Origin of the sequence: Thermococcus profundus (genome assembly GCF_002214585.1) — an archaeon.
Taxonomy (GTDB): domain Archaea; phylum Methanobacteriota_B; class Thermococci; order Thermococcales; family Thermococcaceae; genus Thermococcus; species Thermococcus profundus.
Genome location: NZ_CP014862.1, coordinates 1,773,970 through 1,788,914, shown reverse-complemented (window position 1 = coordinate 1,788,914; position 14,945 = coordinate 1,773,970). Strand labels below are relative to the sequence as shown.

Here is a 14,945-nt window from a genome sequence, read left to right as displayed (position 1 = left end):
TTTATAAACCGTTTTCCCCTCTTCACTTCCGGTGAGAGAAATGGAAGAGCTGTTCGTATGTCCTGAATGCGGTAGCGAGAACGTTGAGGTCATTAGGGAGAGGGGGAGAGAGCTGACCCTTCGCTGTAACGACTGCGGTAACGTCTGGCACATCACCCTTCCGAAGTTCAGGAAGGTCCCGCTCATCGTCAGCAAGCACGAGAGGAGCTTCAAGAGCGAGGCAGAGCTTCCTGAGGGGGAGGAGATAAGGATAGGCGACATAGTTGAGACTGAGGACGACGAGGTCAGGATAACCGGAATAGAGCTTGAAGGCGACAAGAGGGTAGAGAGGGCCAGGGTTGAGGAGGTCAAGACGCTCTGGGGAGAGAGCCTCACCTATCCGAAGGTTGTAAAGGTCTCGATCTACCTTCCTAAGGGCGTTACCCAGGCCTTCAAGGTGAAGGTCTCGCGCGATGATGAATTCGTTGTCGGAGAAGTCCTGGAGGTTGAGGGCTACACCTTCAGGGTAGAAAAGATAAAGACCGAGAGGAAGATGCTTCACCACGGGAAGGCCAGGGGGGACGAGATCATAGCCCTGATGGGCCACCACATCCCACGCGCGAGGGCCCGGAGGAAACTTGAAGTTTACAGGGGCTACCGCAGGGAGTCCAATGATGAGCTTGGCCGCTCCTGAGCGGTGATGATGCCTCTTTCCTGAGGTGGTCCCATGGAGAGAAAGACCGCTTATCGGGCCCTCCTCGTTTTTGTTCTCATCTTGGTCTTCTTCTACACCCTCGGCATCGTTGGGGCTATTCCTTTCCGTGTGAGCTACTACATCACGATACTGTTCCTTTTCCTCTTCGTAGCCCTCCGCATGGACTATCACCGGGGGAGGAGGCGGTGAGGTTCAGCCACTTCATACTCGCCTTCGAGAGCCCTATGAAGGCACTGAGCAACGCCCCCCACAGGGGAGGGCTAACAACCGCCAACGGTTTCTTCTTCATGAGGGTCCCCAAGAACTACTCCGGTGACTACAGGGCTGATTGCCTGAAGTTCGAGCGAGAGAACGGTCTGGAAAACTTCGTCGGCTTCATGACCGCGGCGGACGTTGAGAAAGTCCTCGCAGTTTCAAGGAGCGGAAACGTTACAGCTTACATAACCGCCGGAATAACAAACCCTGCGATAGCCGGCGAAGTTCCACCACCTTGGAAGCCCGGGACGATAAACATCGCGGTTGTAATCGAAGACGGCCTAACGATAGGGGCAATGGCCAACGCGATAATGACGGCAACTGAGGCTAAGACCTACACTCTCCTAAAGCTCGGCTACAACGCGACCGGAACGACGAGCGACGGGATCGGAGTTTTCGCCTTCGAAGGGGAGAAGGAGTGGGCAGGGACTGCAACGGAACTCGGGATAGACATCGGCAGGGCCGTTAGGAAAGCCCTTGAGGAGAGCCTTAAGAAGTGGGAAAAGAGCAGAGAATAAGAAGGCGTTCACTTCATCCCCATGAGCCTCCTGTAAAGCTCCTCAACCTTCGCCGAGACCTCCTCGGGCGAGAAGCCGGCCTTAACGGCGAGCCAGGTGGCTCCCCCTGCTCCAACGCCTTCCTTGACGTAGCCGTTCTCGTAGTCCCTCAATCCTTTAAACTCGCTCTTCGAGAAGTCGAGGTCGGCCGCGTAGGTGATTATACCGATTTCCTTAGCAGTATCGAGGAAGGTGGCGCTCTTATCTTTGACCACCCACTTTGTAGTGGCTATCATGAACCGGCTCAGATCTTCACCGAGGGCTTTGAGGAGGGCCGATACAGCGAGCATCTGCGTTCCTCCAGCCAAGACGATGTTTTTCCTGAAACCGAGTGCCAAGCCCACAACGGCCGCCATCATCGGATCGCCAAACTGCCTTAGAGCTTCCAGAGGGTTGCCCCTTAGCTGGCCCTTCTCAATCCCCACCCTCCTAAAGCCTTCGTTAATTGCCTCCTCCTTGAGGCTCTGTGGGTTTTCGGGTGATGCCGAGCTTGTTCTCGCTTCATAGCCTATAGCCCAGAGGACGGCCTGAGCTGTTGTTGTTCCGCCGGGGGTCGATTCTCCTATAACCAGCTCCTCTACCTCCGTCTTGTTCAGCTCCTCACCGAGGATCTTTGCCATCCTGATGATCTCCCCGAACTCCGGAAGGGCAGGCCCTTTCCTGAAGTCCCTCCCCACCGCGGAGCTTATGTGGACGTGAGGGACTAGGGGAGCGAGATAAGTTCCGCCCCTGACCACGAGTATCGGAAAGTTCGCAAGCTCCCTCGCGGCCTTGGTAATTATGGCCGGCGTTGGATGACCTTCGGGGGTTACTGGAATGGCATCTATTATCCTTGGCTTCTCATAGAAGAGGTATTCGGCGTCAGCCGGCGGAGTAAGCTTCGTAAGCTCTGGAGTTGCTCCGGCGGCACTTATTCCGGGGATCAGACTTATCTCAGTGTTTCCTAACACTAGAGCGAAGAGGCTCTTCACTTCAACCACCATGGACTTTTTATCCAAGACTTTATATGTCCTTCGGCGGATTGGGAACGGTGGGAACATGGGGAAAGCCTTGATGGTTCAGGGGACTATGTCCGGTGCCGGGAAGTCCCTCCTCGTTGCGGCCCTCTGCAGGATATTCACGAACTTGGGATATGACGTCGTTCCCTTCAAGAGCCAGAACATGAGCCTCAACTCGGCTCCAAGCATCGAAGGGGGCGAGATAAGCAGAGCGCAGTACCTTCAGGCTCTCGCCTGTAAGAAAAAGCCGAGCGTGAAGTTCAACCCCATCCTCCTCAAGCCAGAGGGCAATATGAGAAGCCAGGTCGTCTTCATGGGAAAGCCGATTGGGAGCGTCTCGGCTAGAGATTACATGCTCTCAAAGAAGGAGGAGCTTTTTGAGAAGGCCATTGGAGTTTTGAAGGAGCTGATAAGGGAGCACGACCTTGTTATAATCGAAGGGGCAGGTTCTCCAGTAGAGATAAACCTCAAGGACTACGACATAGCCAACATGCGCGTGGCAAAAGCTGTTAACGCTCCGGTAATTCTGGTGGCCGACATAGACAGGGGCGGGAGCTTTGCTCAAATAGTCGGAACTATGGAACTTCTGAGCGAGGAGGAGCGGAACCTTGTCATGGGCTTCGTCTTCAACAAGTTCCGCGGCGATCCTTCCCTGCTGAAGCCCGGCTTTGAGTTCCTTGAAAAGCGCTACGGAAAGCCCGTGTTGGGTGTAGTTTCCTACGTTGACCACCGCCTGCCTGAGGAAGATTCCCTCACCGAGTTCCCGAAGGTTAAGGGTGATCTCCACATCCAGATAATCAAGCTTCCCCACATAAGCAACTTCACGGACTTTGAGCCTCTCCAGTGGGCGAACGGCGTGGACTACGTAACGAGGGCGGAGGAAATAGAGGGCGACCTCATAATAGTCCCAGGAAGCAAGAATACTGTTGAGGACCTGCTCTGGATGAGGGAGAACGGCATTGAGGATGCGATAATCGAGGCCCACCGCGAGGGCTCTTTCGTTGTTGGAATCTGCGGCGGCTTCCAGATGCTAGGAAAGGAGATTATTGACGAGGTTGAATCTGGGAGGGGCAGAGTCAGGGGCATTGGTATTCTCCCAGCTAAAACCGTCTTTACCAGGGAAAAGAGAACCAACCACCTGAAGGCTGAGTTGCTGTGGGAGCCGGCAAGGGGAATGATGGTTGAGGGCTACGAGATAAGGATGGGCCGCTCCACAAGCGATAAACCTTTCTCAGTGATAACATCGGTAAACGGGGCCAAAGCCTTCGAGCCAGAGGGGGCAATAGGCGAGAGGACCTTCGGCACTTACCTCCACGGCATCTTCCACAACTTCATCTTCACTGAGCGCTTTCTCAACATGCTGAGGACAGAGAAGGGCCTTGAGCCCATGAGGGTCAAAGAGTGGAGCATTGAGAAGGAGATAGAGGGGTTTTCCAGGGTTGTGGAGGAGAGCGTTGATGTTGAGTACATAGTGGAGAGGCTGGGGTTTTAGTTGCCCACAGACGTGATTTTGGAAAATTCACTCTCCATTATAATCTTCTTGGATAATCTGCAACGAGTTTGGTCCATTTGTGAATATATCCGTTATCCTGGAATTTCTTGGTCTTATCACCCATTCATAGGTTTTTGTCATAATTATGTTCTAATTTTGTTCATTTTTAATTAGATATTTCTAGGTAACAATCTTTAAATATATCTCTACCTCTTTAGCATATGGTGGTGTTCATTTGAGGAAAGGTGTCCCGCTGGTAATTCTGGTGTTAGTACTGCTTGGAAGTACAGTCCCGAAAGGATTTGTCAGCTCGGTTCCTGTAGATGGGTGCACCACGATTGACAGTCTCCCGTACACCATAACTGTGTCTGGTTGCTACGTTCTCGGCTCGGATTTTACGGGCATTAGCGACACCGCATTGACAATCCAGGCTGATAACGTGGTTCTTGACGGTGGAGGACATTGGATAAACGGAACCGGAAACGGGTACGGTGTTTACGTTCAAAACGTTCGGAACGTAACGCTGAGAAATCTGAAAATAAGCTCGTTTTCTAAGGGTGTTTATCTATCCTATGCTTCTAACACCACGATCACTAACAGCACAATACTAAACAATGGGGGTTCCTCAGTATATCTGTACTACTCGAGCAACACCACGATCACTGGCAACAATCTGAGTGGTAATTCCTGGGATGGTGTCTACTTGGGACACTCCGATCATACCTTTATTATTAACAATACACTGAACAACAACGGTGATTCCGGGGTTTGGCTCAATGACGACAGCAACAACAACACAATAACCGGTAATACCATGGATGGTAACGTGTGGGGCGTTGCAGTGTGGGATTCAAGCGACGACAATACTATCGCCAACAATGTAATAACCAACGGCAATTATGGAGTTGATCTTTATGACTCAAGCAATGACAACAAAGTGTTTAACAACATGCTGGTCGGCAATTACTATGGAATTAGAGTTATATACTCGTCCCAGGGCAATGTTCTCTACTTGAATTACCTAGACAACACTCGTAATGTTTACTCTGACGGTTCTGGTGTCAACAGGTGGTATTCTCTGGAGAAGATTCCCTATCAGTATAAGGGGAGAGTCTTTGCCAGCTACCTTGGGAACTACTGGAGCGATTACACAGGCTCCGATAGCAACGGCGATGGCGTTTGGGACTCACCTTATACCATTGACAGCAGCAACGTCGATGGATACCCGCTGGTGGATTCACCCGCTTCTTACAGAATCTTGTCGTGCCAGGTGGTCGATAGTATCCCGGTAACCATAACTGTGTCTGGTTGCTACGTTCTCGGCTCTGATTTTGTCGGTGTTAGCGGAAACGCGATAGAAATTCAGGCCGATAACGTGACCTTTTACGGCTCATGGCGCTGGGTGAATGGGACTGGAAGCGGGTATGGTGTCTATGTGAGCAATGTTAGCAACGTTACCGTTAGAGACTTGAAGATAAGCAATTTCTCATCTGGAGTTTACGTAACCTCCTCACACGATAATGCCATCATTAACAGCGTTATAAATACCAACAAAAGTGGCAATGGAATCATGATCAACCAATCCTTAAACACCATCATCCGGGACAACATACTAACGGGTGGCGGTGTGTCTGTATGGAGTTCATATCACAGCACCGTGGTGAACAATATCGTTAATGGCAAACCCTTAGTTTATATAGAGGGGGCTTCTGAGGAAGTCATAGAAGGTGAGCTGGGTCAGCTGGTCATCGTAAATTCAACCGACATCCAAATTGTGGGGGTAACCATCACCGGGACCAATCCGGGCATATTGCTTGTCGATACCGACAACACGGTAATCACAAACAGCAACCTGACCAACAACTACGTGGGAATTGAACTCGACTTCTCAGATAATAACACCATCTCCCAGGATATTTTTAAGGGCAACAATAATGCAGTTTACATCTCCGCCTCAAATAACAACACTATAACCGACAACACTATACGCAACAACGGATACGGAATAGTCCTTCGGTATTCCAGCAACAACACTGTAACTGGCAATATAATAAGCAAAAGCTCCAAGTACGGGATTTATCTAGACCTTTCAAACGACAACGTCATATACCTCAACTATCTCAACGGTTCTCAGAACGTTTACTCTGATGGTTCAAGCGTCAATCGCTGGTACTCCGAGGAGCAGATAGAGTACGCCTACCATGGGAAAGTCTTCATCAGCTATCTCGGCAACTACTGGAGCGATTACACTGGATCCGATTCTAATGGGGACGGAATTGGAGAATCTCCTTACAGTATCAACGCCAACAACACTGACAAATACCCGCTCGTTTCCAGTCCATCAGAATACGAAAAGCCCGCAAGACTCACCATCACGTCAGACCCAACCAGAGCTGAGATTTACATTAACGGGACATACAGAGGAGTGACGCCCACAACGCTGGTTCTAGCTCCTGGAACTTACGAAGTCCTGCTGGTGAAGGAGGACTACCGGAACTACACTACAACCGTCACCCTCAACCCTGGGGAGGACAGGGTTATCTCCGCTGACTTAGTCTTGGCGGTTGGTTATCTCAAGGTCGACACGAATCCCACGGGGGCTAAAGTTTACATTAACGGGTCGCTGATCGGCACGACACCACTGCAGAACTACAAACTTCCCACCGGCAGGCACCAGTTAAAGCTCGTTAAGGAAGGTTACAAAGAGTACGTCACGACAATAGAAATAGGGCCAGGCCTGACGACTATAGTAATGGTTAGACTAACACCTGAGCCTGCAGTTTTGACTATAAACTCTGACCCGAGTGGGGCGAAAGTCTACATCAATGGGAGCTATGAGGGCGTGACACCGTTGGACTTGACTCTTCAGCCAGGAACTTACGAGGTTAGGCTCCTCAAAGAGGATTACGAGGATTACACTAGTGTGGTGACTCTTGAACCTGGTGAAGAGAGGACTTTGAACGTCTCATTAACTCCAAGGTTTGGTTACTTGACGGTTTACTCTACACCAGCCGGCGCTGAAGTGTATGTTGATGGATCGTTGGTTGGCAGGACCCCTGTTGTGGGATACAAGCTCTCGACGGGTCGGCATGGGGTCAGGATTGTGAAGGAGGATTATGAGGAGTACTTCAAGAACGTGACGATCGAGCCTGGGGAAATCACTGTGGTGAATGTTACGTTAACGCCTAAGCCTGCAGTCTTGGCAATAAATTCTGATCCAAGCGGGGCGAAAGTCTACATTAACGGGACTTATGAGGGCTTGACACCGTTGGACTTGACTCTCCGGCCGGGGACTTATGAAGTTAAACTCGTCAAAAAGGATTACGAGAACTACACTAGTGTGGTGACTCTCGAGCCTGGGGAGGAGAAGACTTTGAACGTCTCATTGACTCCGAGGTTTGGCTACTTGACGGTTTATTCTACACCCTCCGGCGCTGAAGTGTACGTTGATGGATCGTTGGTTGGCAGGACTCCGGTTGTTGAATACCGGCTCTCAACTGGTCGGCATGAGGTTAGGATTGTGAAGGAGGATTATGAAGAGTACTTCGTGAATGTGACGATTGAGCCTGGGGAGACCACTGTGGTGAATGTTACGTTAACTCCTAAGCCTGCAGTTTTGACTATAAACTCTGATCCAAGCGGAGCGAAAGCCTACATCAACGGGACTTATGAGGGTGTAACACCGTTGAATTTGACTCTCCGGCCGGGAACTTATGAAGTTAAACTCGTCAAAGAGGATTACGAGGATTACAGTATCACAGTAACTCTTGAACCTGGTGAAGAGCGAACTTTAAGCGTCTCATTGACTCCGAGGTTTGGGTACTTGACGGTTTACTCTACACCCTCCGGCGCTGAAGTGTACGTTGATGGATCATTGATTGGCAAGACTCCAATTAGGGACTACAAGCTCTTAACTGGTCGGCATGAGGTTAGGATTGTGAAGGAGGATTATGAAGAGTACTTCATGAACGTAACGATTGAGCCTGGAGAAATCACTGTGGTGAATGTTACGTTAACTCCTAAGCCTGCACTCTTGGCAATAAATTCTGATCCAAGCGGAGCGAAAGTCTACATTAATGGAACCTACAAGGGTGTTACACCGTTGAATTTGACTCTTCAGCCGGGGACTTACGAAGTTAAACTCGTCAAAAAGGATTACGAGAACTACACTTTTACAGTAACTCTCGAACCTGGTGAAGAGCGGACTTTAAGCGTCTCGTTAACCCCAAGGTTTGGTTACTTGACGGTTTACTCTACACCAGCCGGCGCTGGAGTGTATGTTGACGGATCGTTGGTTGGCAGGAGCCCTGTTGTAGGATACAAACTTTCAACGGGTCGGCATGAGGTTAGGATTGTGAAGGAGGATTATGAGGAGTACTTCAAGAACGTAACGATTGAGCCTGGAGAGACCACTGTGGTGAATGTTACGTTAACGCCTAAACCCGCAGTTTTGGCTATAAACTCTGATCCGAGTGGAGCAAAAGTCTACATCAATGGGAGCTATGAGGGTGTGACACCGTTGAATTTGACTCTTCAGCCAGGAACTTATGAAGTTAAACTCGTCAAGGAGGATTACGAGAACTACACTAGTGTGGTGACTCTTGAACCTGGTGAAGAGAGGACTTTGAACGTCTCATTGACCCCAAGGTTTGGTTACTTGACTGTTTATTCAGTTCCCTCTGATGCTGAAGTGTATGTTGACGGATCATTGATTGGCAGGACCCCTGTTGTGGGATACAAGCTCTCGACGGGTCGGCATGAGGTCAGGATTGTGAAGGAGGATTATGAGGAGTACTTCGTGAATGTGACGATCGAGCCTGGAGAGACCACTGTGGTGAATGTTACGTTAACGCCTAAACCCGCGGTTCTGGTAATAAATTCTGACCCGAGTGGGGCAAAAGTTTACATCAACGGGACTTATGAGGGCGTGACACCGTTGAATTTGACTCTTCAGCCGGGGACTTATGAAGTTAAACTCGTCAAAAAGGATTACGAGGATTACACTAGTGTGGTGACTCTCGAGCCTGGAGAGGAGAAGACTTTGAATGTCTCATTGACTCCGAGGTTTGGTTACTTGACGGTTTATTCAGTTCCCTCTGATGCTGAAGTGTACGTTGATGGATCATTGATTGGCAAGACTCCGGTTGTTGAATACCGGCTCTTAACTGGTCGGCATGAGGTCAGGATTATGAAGGAGAATTATGAGGAGTACTCCAAGAACGTAACGATCGAGCCTGGGGAGACCACTGTGGTGAATGTTACGTTAACGCCTAAGCCTGCAGTTTTGACTATAAACTCTGATCCAAGCGGAGCGAAAGCCTACATCAACGGGACTTATGAGGGCTTGACACCGTTGAATTTAACCCTTCAGCCAGGAACTTACGAGGTTAGGCTCCTCAAAGAGGATTACGAGGATTACAGTATCACAGTAACTCTTGAACCTGGTGAAGAGAGGACTTTGAACGTCTCATTGACCCCAAGGTTTGGTTACTTGACGGTTTACTCTACACCCTCCGGTGCTGAAGTGTACGTTGATGGATCGTTGGTTGACAGGACTCCAATTAGGGACTACAAGCTCTTAACTGGTCGGCATGAGGTTAGGATTGTGAAGGAGGATTATGAGGAGTACTTCAAGAACGTAACGATTGAGCCTGGAGAGACCACTGTGGTGAATGTTACGTTAACGCCTAAACCCGCAGTTTTGGCTATAAACTCTGATCCGAGTGGAGCAAAAGTCTACATCAACGGGACTTATGAGGGCGTGACGCCGTTGAATTTAACCCTTCAGCCGGGAACTTATGAGGTTAGACTCGTCAAGGAGGATTACGAGAACTACACTTTTACAGTAACTCTCGAACCTGGTGAAGAGCGGACTTTGAACGTCTCGTTAACCCCAAGGTTTGGCTACTTGACTGTTTATTCGATTCCCTCTGATGCTGAAGTGTACGTTGATGGATCACTGGTTGGCAAGACTCCGGTTGTTGAATGCCGGCTCTCAACTGGTCGGCATGAGGTTAGGATTGTGAAGGAGGATTATGAAGAGTACTTCATGAACGTAACGATTGAGCCTGGAAAGAGCACTGTTATAAATGCGACCCTGACTCCAAAACCTGCCACCCTAACGATTATCTCCATTCCGGCTGGTGCTGAGGTTTACATTAACGGGACTTATGAGGGCTTGACGCCGTTGAATTTGACTCTTCAGCCAGGAACTTACGAGGTTAAACTCGTCAAAGATGAGTACAAGGATTACAGGACAGTAATTATCATATCTGCCGATGAAACTGTATCTCTAAACCCGACATTAAGCCCTGTGGAAACGACAACAACCACGACAACGACTACCGCTACATCTACTACAACGACAACCACAACCACCACTACTCCTTCTTCGTCGTCCAGTACCTCAAATACTGGGAGTGGGGGTATCTGTGGCCCCGCAGGACTTCTGGTATTAGCGCTGTTGCCAGCGATTCTAAGGAGAAGAAAGTGAACTTTCCCCACCAATTTCTTTTTTTGGGCCTCTTTAGATGTTTAATTTTTCTCCAAACTCCTTCTAGATTTCCGAGTGTTTTTAGGCTTCATCAGCCCAGCTATCCTCCCCGCGAGCTTTAAATCCTCCGGCGTGTTCACGTTCAAGGCCAAAAGCGGGTTCTCAAGCTCGAAAAACCTCTCACCCTCAAAGCCCACCGCGTTGAGACCCACTATTGCATAACCTTTGTAAACGAGGGGATTGAAGTCCTTTGGAACCTTTTCAAGGGGTAAAACCCCAGTCAGGCTCGTTTTGCCGTCGAACGCTTTTTCAATAGCGTAGAAATCGCTCGGTGTTACAAAGGGAATATCTGCGGAGGAACTGACAAAAGGCCCGAACTCCTTCAAAAGCCACTGAACGTCCTCAACGTAGCCTTTCCTGGGCGTCTCTATGAAGGGGATCCCTTCGCGGATGCACAGCTCCCTTGTCTTCGGGGTGTTTTTTGAGAGGGCCACAGTAGTTTCCCCAATTCGTGAAGCTGCTCCGTAAACCCAGAGGAGCATTTCTCTGCCAGCTATCTTCAGAACGGGCTTTTCCCGACCCATGCGCGTGGACTTTCCGCCGGCAAGGATGACGATTGGGAAGCTCATGGTTCTGGTTTCGCTCAAAACCGTTAAAAGGACTTTGGAAGGAGTACATCTATGTTCAAGCACTGGTATGTTGCTCTCCTCCTAGTCCTTGTTATCGCATCAGGATGTATCGGAGAGGAGGGCACTTCCCAGAATCCAAAGAACAACGATAGCTTATCCCTCAGTCACTTGGTTACCTCAACTACTCCCAAGGCAACGATAAACATCTCCGCCAGCCACAATGGAAAGTTATACAGCCCATTGAACATAACGAGCTGGGCCTACTGGCTCCAGAACGCCAGTCCTGAGGAGATAGCGAAGAGCGGCTTCAAGCTCGTCGTCATTGATTATTCGCGCGATGGGAGCGATGAAGGGGCCTACTCAAGGGAGGAAATAGAGTCCATAAAACGTGCCGGGAAGGTTCCGATAGGCTACATCAGCATCGGTGAGGCCGAGGATTACCGCTTCTATTGGAATGAAAGCTGGTTTGAGAACCCACCAGACTGGCTAGGGCCGGAGAACCCCGACTGGGAGGGGAACTACGCGGTAAAGTACTGGGATGAGCGGTGGAAGAGAATCGTCTTTAACTACCTCGACAGAATCATCTCGCAGGGCTTCTCCGGGGTTTATCTGGACAAGGTTGACGAGTTCGAGTACTGGGGGAAGAACGGCTACGACGAGAATTGGACGGCGGAGCAGATGATAGACTTCATCCTTGAGATAGCAAACTACACACGCTCAAAGGCCGGGAAGGGCTTTCTCATAATCCCCCAGAACGGAGAGAGGCTTCTCGAATATGACGATGAGAGGCTTCTGAAGGTTATATCTGGGTGGGCGAGCGAGGACGTTTTCTACGACGGTCTTGAACCAAGTCCCTGGACGGATGAAAAGCTTCCACACCTCGATAGAGTCGTTAAAGCCGGAAAGTTAGTCCTTGTTGTGGACTACGTCTACACCGGAAACAACTCTTCGGAGGAGCTTTCTCTGGTTAAGGACTTCATATCAAAGGCCCGAGAGAGGAGATACATCCCCTACGCGGCGAGGGAGGACAGAGAGCTCGACGAGTTAGTCGTTATTCGGGGAATTCAGCCCTAGCTCAGAGAGCCCACAGAAAAGCCAGAGTCAGAAGCGTCCCAGCACGGGTTATCTCGGCTATAGCCCCGAGGCAGTCCCCGTTCAAACCGCCGAAGTTCTCCAGAGAAAGCCTGACGACGTAGACTCCGAGGACGAGCCCGAGGATTCCAACTAATGCTTCCGGCTCAAAGAGGGCCGTGGGAAGGTAGAGGAGCGCATAGAGGAGCGTCCCAATTGCCAGCTGTTCCCGGTTCATTCCTCCCATGAAATACGCCCCCAATCCATTTCCAAGGGGCTTTTTTGTCGCCAACGCTAGGAGTATGGCGTACTTGGAGTTCAACTCAGCCAGAAAGAGCGCGTAGAACGGGAGAAGCTGGAGGGAGTAAACCTGAATGAGGAGAACCATCACGACAGCAAAAAGCCCGGCTATCCCCGTGTTCACGTCCTTCATAACCCTTATCTTCTTTTCCCGGTCTCCTTTGACCATAATTCCATCGGCCCAGTCGGCCAGGCCGTCCAGATGGAGGAGGCCTATCGTCCAGTAGAGCGCGAGAACCGCGAGCACGTTTGCCAGGGGGAGTTTTAGGTATAGAAGGACTGTTGGAAGGGCCGAGCTAACCAGCGCCACAAGGGGAAACGCCCACAGTTCGTTTGGAATCCTTTCAAAGTCACCCTTAATGGGTATCCTTGTCAGGAAGGGCAGAACGTTCCTCACAGGCCCACCTCTAACCTCTTTTCTTCGAACTCCTCTCTAAGAGTTGCCAGTGTGCTCTCATCGACAAAGGCCAAAACAACCCCGCAGTCGAGGCACAGCCAGGGAGTGGCCTCGATAAAGGGCTTTAAGACTCCGGTTGTTTTGCTCTTCCAGGGCGGCTGCCAGAAAAAGCGGGCGTATCCACCCCTCTTCGTCTTGCTCTTTACCATTGTTCCCCCGCAGATCGGGCATTTTCGAGTTTCAACCTTCTCCGTCATGGGCGCCACCCTCAAACAGCTTTGTCATACAGCCCGCTATAAACCCTCCGATAGCGTCATCCAGAAAGGGCGGAAGTTCAGCCAGAATCCCGGGCTTCCTCGTGTCGTAGTAGAAGAAGTTGAAGAGAGCCATCTTTCCCCCGATGTACTCTGCTATGTTGATTCCGATGAGTTCGTCAGCAACGAGGTTCACGGGGTCGCCCTCGACTTCAAAAGCATCCTCGAGCAATAGGGCGGCCATCAAAAGGGCCTGGACGTTGATGTCGTTCAGATATCTGAACATGAGCCTTCGCAGTTTTTCTCTTACTGCTTCCTCATCCTCCCCGATGTAGAGCTCCATCGCAGTGTCGAGCATTCTATCGAGTGTTATTCCCCTAGATTCGAGCTTTTGGAGGAGTTCTTGAGCGTTCATAGCTCAGCCCTACCCTCAAGTAAATCCAAAACTTCTCTCGGAGTGTAAACCTTGATATAACCCCTAATGGATTCTGCAAGTTTCCTATCGCCGGTGAGGAGTGGAACGTTGAGCGCGAGAGCGAGGGCCACGTATGGGATGTCCTTCGGATCGAGACAGATTTCCTTAGCTTTTTCTAGCGCCTGGAGGATTATATTCTCTGGAATCACAACTGTCTGACTCTTTATAATTGAAAGCACGTATTCAACTTCTTCCTCATTCAAATGCGTGAGCCTCGATATTCTCTCACGCTTGGAGTCAAGTTCTTCCCATAGATACGCCGGAACCAAAAATCGAAACTTCTCAAGGACGTGGTTCTCCATAAAAATTCTGTAAGCAACGCCTCTGCCGTAGAGCGCCGAGAAGATGACGTTGAAGTCGAGCACAAGCTCCATTCACACCGCCCCATATCTCCGGGCTATTGACTCCTTTATCTCCTCTTCAAGCTTTTTGAGACCTTCCTCATCGGGCCGAGCTTTTTTCAGGATCTCCTCAAACTTTCTTGCCTCTTCAATTCTCCGCTGTATTTCCTGGGAGACCTCAACGATGATCTTTTCTCTTAGTGCCTTGGACATTCCTTCCCACTCGGGGGGCACCTTGAGCCGTATGACGATCTCGGACGTTCCCATAACCTTCACCTCGATGGCTCTAACGCATCAACGTTATTATGCCTTTCTAAGCCCGAACCTCACCCACCAGTACCTCTCGCTCTCCTCAACGGAGTTTATCTCGATGTTAAACCTCTCTCCAAAGAGCGGGGACTCCAAAACGACCGTATGGAACTCACCGGCTTCGCCGATTGGATCCACGTGAGGATTTTCATTGAGGAACTTCCTTAGGTCTTTCAAGGAGCGGAAGGTGTAGCCGAGCCAATCCTTTCCGAGCTTTTCTTTGTTCACCGCTATTATAGCCCATTTAAAGCCGGCTTTCAGCATCTCCTCGGCGAGATCCCTTGTGTCCCTTCCCCAGAGGGGTTCGAGAGGTTTTACTCCACCTTTCTCAGCTAAGGATTCCACCCACTTCAGGTGGTCTTCGAGGAAAACATCCCCGGCTATGAGGTAATCCACGCAGAGCGAGCCTATGAAGTTCGCCAGTGCATCGCTCCCCTCCTTCATGTCAAAGGTCAGTAACTCCTTCCCCATCGCATCCGCCAGCACTTTTAACGCTCCGAAGTTCTCCCAGTGGGGTGAGAGGCCTATGCTCGTTTTGAGAGTTAGGAGATACGGCACTTCTATTCCTTTTCTCTCAGCGAGATAAAGTGCGTAAAGTCCGTCCTTGCCGCCCGAGAAGAAGGCAACCCCTTTATCCATTCGACCACCAAAGCTATAAACCCAATGGAGTTTTTATCCAT

At 50.2% G+C, this 14,945-nt stretch carries 14 protein-coding genes and 1 pseudogene; 7 read left to right on the top strand and 8 right to left on the bottom strand.

The features are described from left to right. Nucleotides 1–40: 40 nt before the first annotated feature. From A3L09_RS09585 to A3L09_RS09580, 3 genes are read left to right on the top strand one after another with little or no spacing between them, the layout of a single operon-like run. Nucleotides 41–673: an HVO_0476 family zinc finger protein gene (locus tag A3L09_RS09585; RefSeq protein WP_088858743.1), complete on the top strand. Its 633-nt coding sequence runs from the start codon at nucleotides 41–43 to the stop codon at nucleotides 671–673. Between the two features lie 33 nt (nucleotides 674–706). Then, the gene (locus A3L09_RS10970; protein WP_198362268.1) at nucleotides 707–883 is read left to right on the top strand and encodes a hypothetical protein; all 177 of its coding nucleotides are present in this window, start codon (nucleotides 707–709) and stop codon (nucleotides 881–883) included. Nucleotides 884–918: 35 nt separating this feature from the next. Further along, entirely contained in the window at nucleotides 919–1,467 is a 549-nt protein-coding gene (locus tag A3L09_RS09580; RefSeq protein WP_088859047.1) for an adenosylcobinamide amidohydrolase, read from the top strand. Nucleotides 1,468–1,475: 8 nt separating this feature from the next. On the opposite strand, the gene cobT is transcribed toward A3L09_RS09580, so the two are convergent. Continuing rightward, nucleotides 1,476–2,477, bottom strand: coding sequence for a nicotinate mononucleotide-dependent phosphoribosyltransferase CobT (cobT, locus tag A3L09_RS09575; protein ID WP_088858742.1), 1,002 nt, complete (start codon nucleotides 2,475–2,477; stop codon nucleotides 1,476–1,478). 67 nt (nucleotides 2,478–2,544) lie between these two features. On the opposite strand from cobT, the gene A3L09_RS09570 reads away from it, so the two are divergent. The 3 genes and pseudogenes from A3L09_RS09570 to A3L09_RS09565 all read left to right on the top strand — a co-directional run bounded on the left by A3L09_RS09570 (nucleotide 2,545) and on the right by A3L09_RS09565 (nucleotide 10,489). Continuing rightward, complete coding sequence (locus tag A3L09_RS09570; RefSeq protein ID WP_088858741.1) at nucleotides 2,545–3,996, top strand: cobyric acid synthase; 1,452 nt, start codon at nucleotides 2,545–2,547, stop codon at nucleotides 3,994–3,996. Between the two features lie 265 nt (nucleotides 3,997–4,261). Then, nucleotides 4,262–5,092 (top strand): annotated as a pseudogene (locus A3L09_RS11155) (right-handed parallel beta-helix repeat-containing protein); the annotation flags it as partial. 174 nt (nucleotides 5,093–5,266) lie between these two features. Then, on the top strand, nucleotides 5,267–10,489 hold the full coding sequence (locus A3L09_RS09565; protein WP_232473523.1) for a PEGA domain-containing protein: 5,223 nt from the start codon (nucleotides 5,267–5,269) through the stop codon (nucleotides 10,487–10,489). Nucleotides 10,490–10,530: 41 nt separating this feature from the next. On the opposite strand, the gene A3L09_RS09560 is transcribed toward A3L09_RS09565, so the two are convergent. Then, complete coding sequence (locus tag A3L09_RS09560) at nucleotides 10,531–11,118, bottom strand: NTP transferase domain-containing protein (protein ID WP_088858739.1); 588 nt, start codon at nucleotides 11,116–11,118, stop codon at nucleotides 10,531–10,533. 51 nt (nucleotides 11,119–11,169) lie between these two features. Between A3L09_RS09560 and A3L09_RS09555 the strand changes: the two genes are divergently transcribed. Further along, nucleotides 11,170–12,192, top strand: coding sequence for an MJ1477/TM1410 family putative glycoside hydrolase (locus A3L09_RS09555; protein ID WP_088858738.1), 1,023 nt, complete (start codon nucleotides 11,170–11,172; stop codon nucleotides 12,190–12,192). Nucleotide 12,193: 1 nt separating this feature from the next. Here A3L09_RS09555 and cobS read toward each other — a convergent pair whose 3' ends face one another. From cobS to A3L09_RS09525, 6 genes are read right to left on the bottom strand one after another with little or no spacing between them, the layout of a single operon-like run. Beyond that, entirely contained in the window at nucleotides 12,194–12,886 is a 693-nt protein-coding gene (gene cobS / locus A3L09_RS09550) for an adenosylcobinamide-GDP ribazoletransferase (protein WP_088858737.1), read from the bottom strand. Then, complete coding sequence (locus A3L09_RS09545) at nucleotides 12,883–13,143, bottom strand: hypothetical protein (RefSeq protein ID WP_088858736.1); 261 nt, start codon at nucleotides 13,141–13,143, stop codon at nucleotides 12,883–12,885. Before A3L09_RS09545 ends, cobS begins: the two co-directional genes overlap by 4 nt. Next, the gene (gene cobZ, locus A3L09_RS09540) at nucleotides 13,127–13,555 is read right to left on the bottom strand and encodes an alpha-ribazole phosphatase CobZ (RefSeq protein ID WP_088858735.1); all 429 of its coding nucleotides are present in this window, start codon (nucleotides 13,553–13,555) and stop codon (nucleotides 13,127–13,129) included. The genes A3L09_RS09545 and cobZ overlap by 17 nt, the downstream gene beginning before the upstream one ends. After that, nucleotides 13,552–13,989, bottom strand: a complete 438-nt coding sequence (locus tag A3L09_RS09535; RefSeq protein ID WP_088858734.1) for a PIN domain-containing protein — start codon at nucleotides 13,987–13,989, stop codon at nucleotides 13,552–13,554. The genes cobZ and A3L09_RS09535 overlap by 4 nt, the downstream gene beginning before the upstream one ends. Further along, on the bottom strand, nucleotides 13,990–14,223 hold the full coding sequence (locus tag A3L09_RS09530; protein WP_088858733.1) for a hypothetical protein: 234 nt from the start codon (nucleotides 14,221–14,223) through the stop codon (nucleotides 13,990–13,992). It abuts the gene before it with no gap. 36 nt (nucleotides 14,224–14,259) lie between these two features. Continuing rightward, nucleotides 14,260–14,904 (bottom strand): PAB0415 family putative ATP pyrophosphatase, encoded by a 645-nt coding sequence (locus A3L09_RS09525; protein ID WP_088858732.1) that lies wholly within the window; start codon nucleotides 14,902–14,904, stop codon nucleotides 14,260–14,262. Between the last annotated feature and the right edge of the window lie 41 nt (nucleotides 14,905–14,945).

What these genes read in the sequence shown, in the direction of transcription:
- A3L09_RS09585 (WP_088858743.1), top strand. Translation starts at nt 41, where the DNA reads ATGGAAGAGCTGTTCGTATGTCCTGAATGCGGTAGCGAGAACGTTGAG.
- A3L09_RS10970 (WP_198362268.1), top strand. Translation starts at nt 707, where the DNA reads ATGGAGAGAAAGACCGCTTATCGGGCCCTCCTCGTTTTTGTTCTCATC.
- A3L09_RS09580 (WP_088859047.1), top strand. Translation starts at nt 919, where the DNA reads ATGAAGGCACTGAGCAACGCCCCCCACAGGGGAGGGCTAACAACCGCC.
- A3L09_RS09570 (WP_088858741.1), top strand. Translation starts at nt 2,545, where the DNA reads ATGGGGAAAGCCTTGATGGTTCAGGGGACTATGTCCGGTGCCGGGAAG.
- A3L09_RS09560 (WP_088858739.1), bottom strand. Translation starts at nt 11,118, where the DNA reads ATGAGCTTCCCAATCGTCATCCTTGCCGGCGGAAAGTCCACGCGCATG.
- A3L09_RS09555 (WP_088858738.1), top strand. Translation starts at nt 11,170, where the DNA reads ATGTTCAAGCACTGGTATGTTGCTCTCCTCCTAGTCCTTGTTATCGCA.
- A3L09_RS09545 (WP_088858736.1), bottom strand. Translation starts at nt 13,143, where the DNA reads ATGACGGAGAAGGTTGAAACTCGAAAATGCCCGATCTGCGGGGGAACA.
- cobZ (WP_088858735.1), bottom strand. Translation starts at nt 13,555, where the DNA reads ATGAACGCTCAAGAACTCCTCCAAAAGCTCGAATCTAGGGGAATAACA.
- A3L09_RS09535 (WP_088858734.1), bottom strand. Translation starts at nt 13,989, where the DNA reads ATGGAGCTTGTGCTCGACTTCAACGTCATCTTCTCGGCGCTCTACGGC.
- A3L09_RS09530 (WP_088858733.1), bottom strand. Translation starts at nt 14,223, where the DNA reads ATGGGAACGTCCGAGATCGTCATACGGCTCAAGGTGCCCCCCGAGTGG.
- A3L09_RS09525 (WP_088858732.1), bottom strand. Translation starts at nt 14,904, where the DNA reads ATGGATAAAGGGGTTGCCTTCTTCTCGGGCGGCAAGGACGGACTTTAC.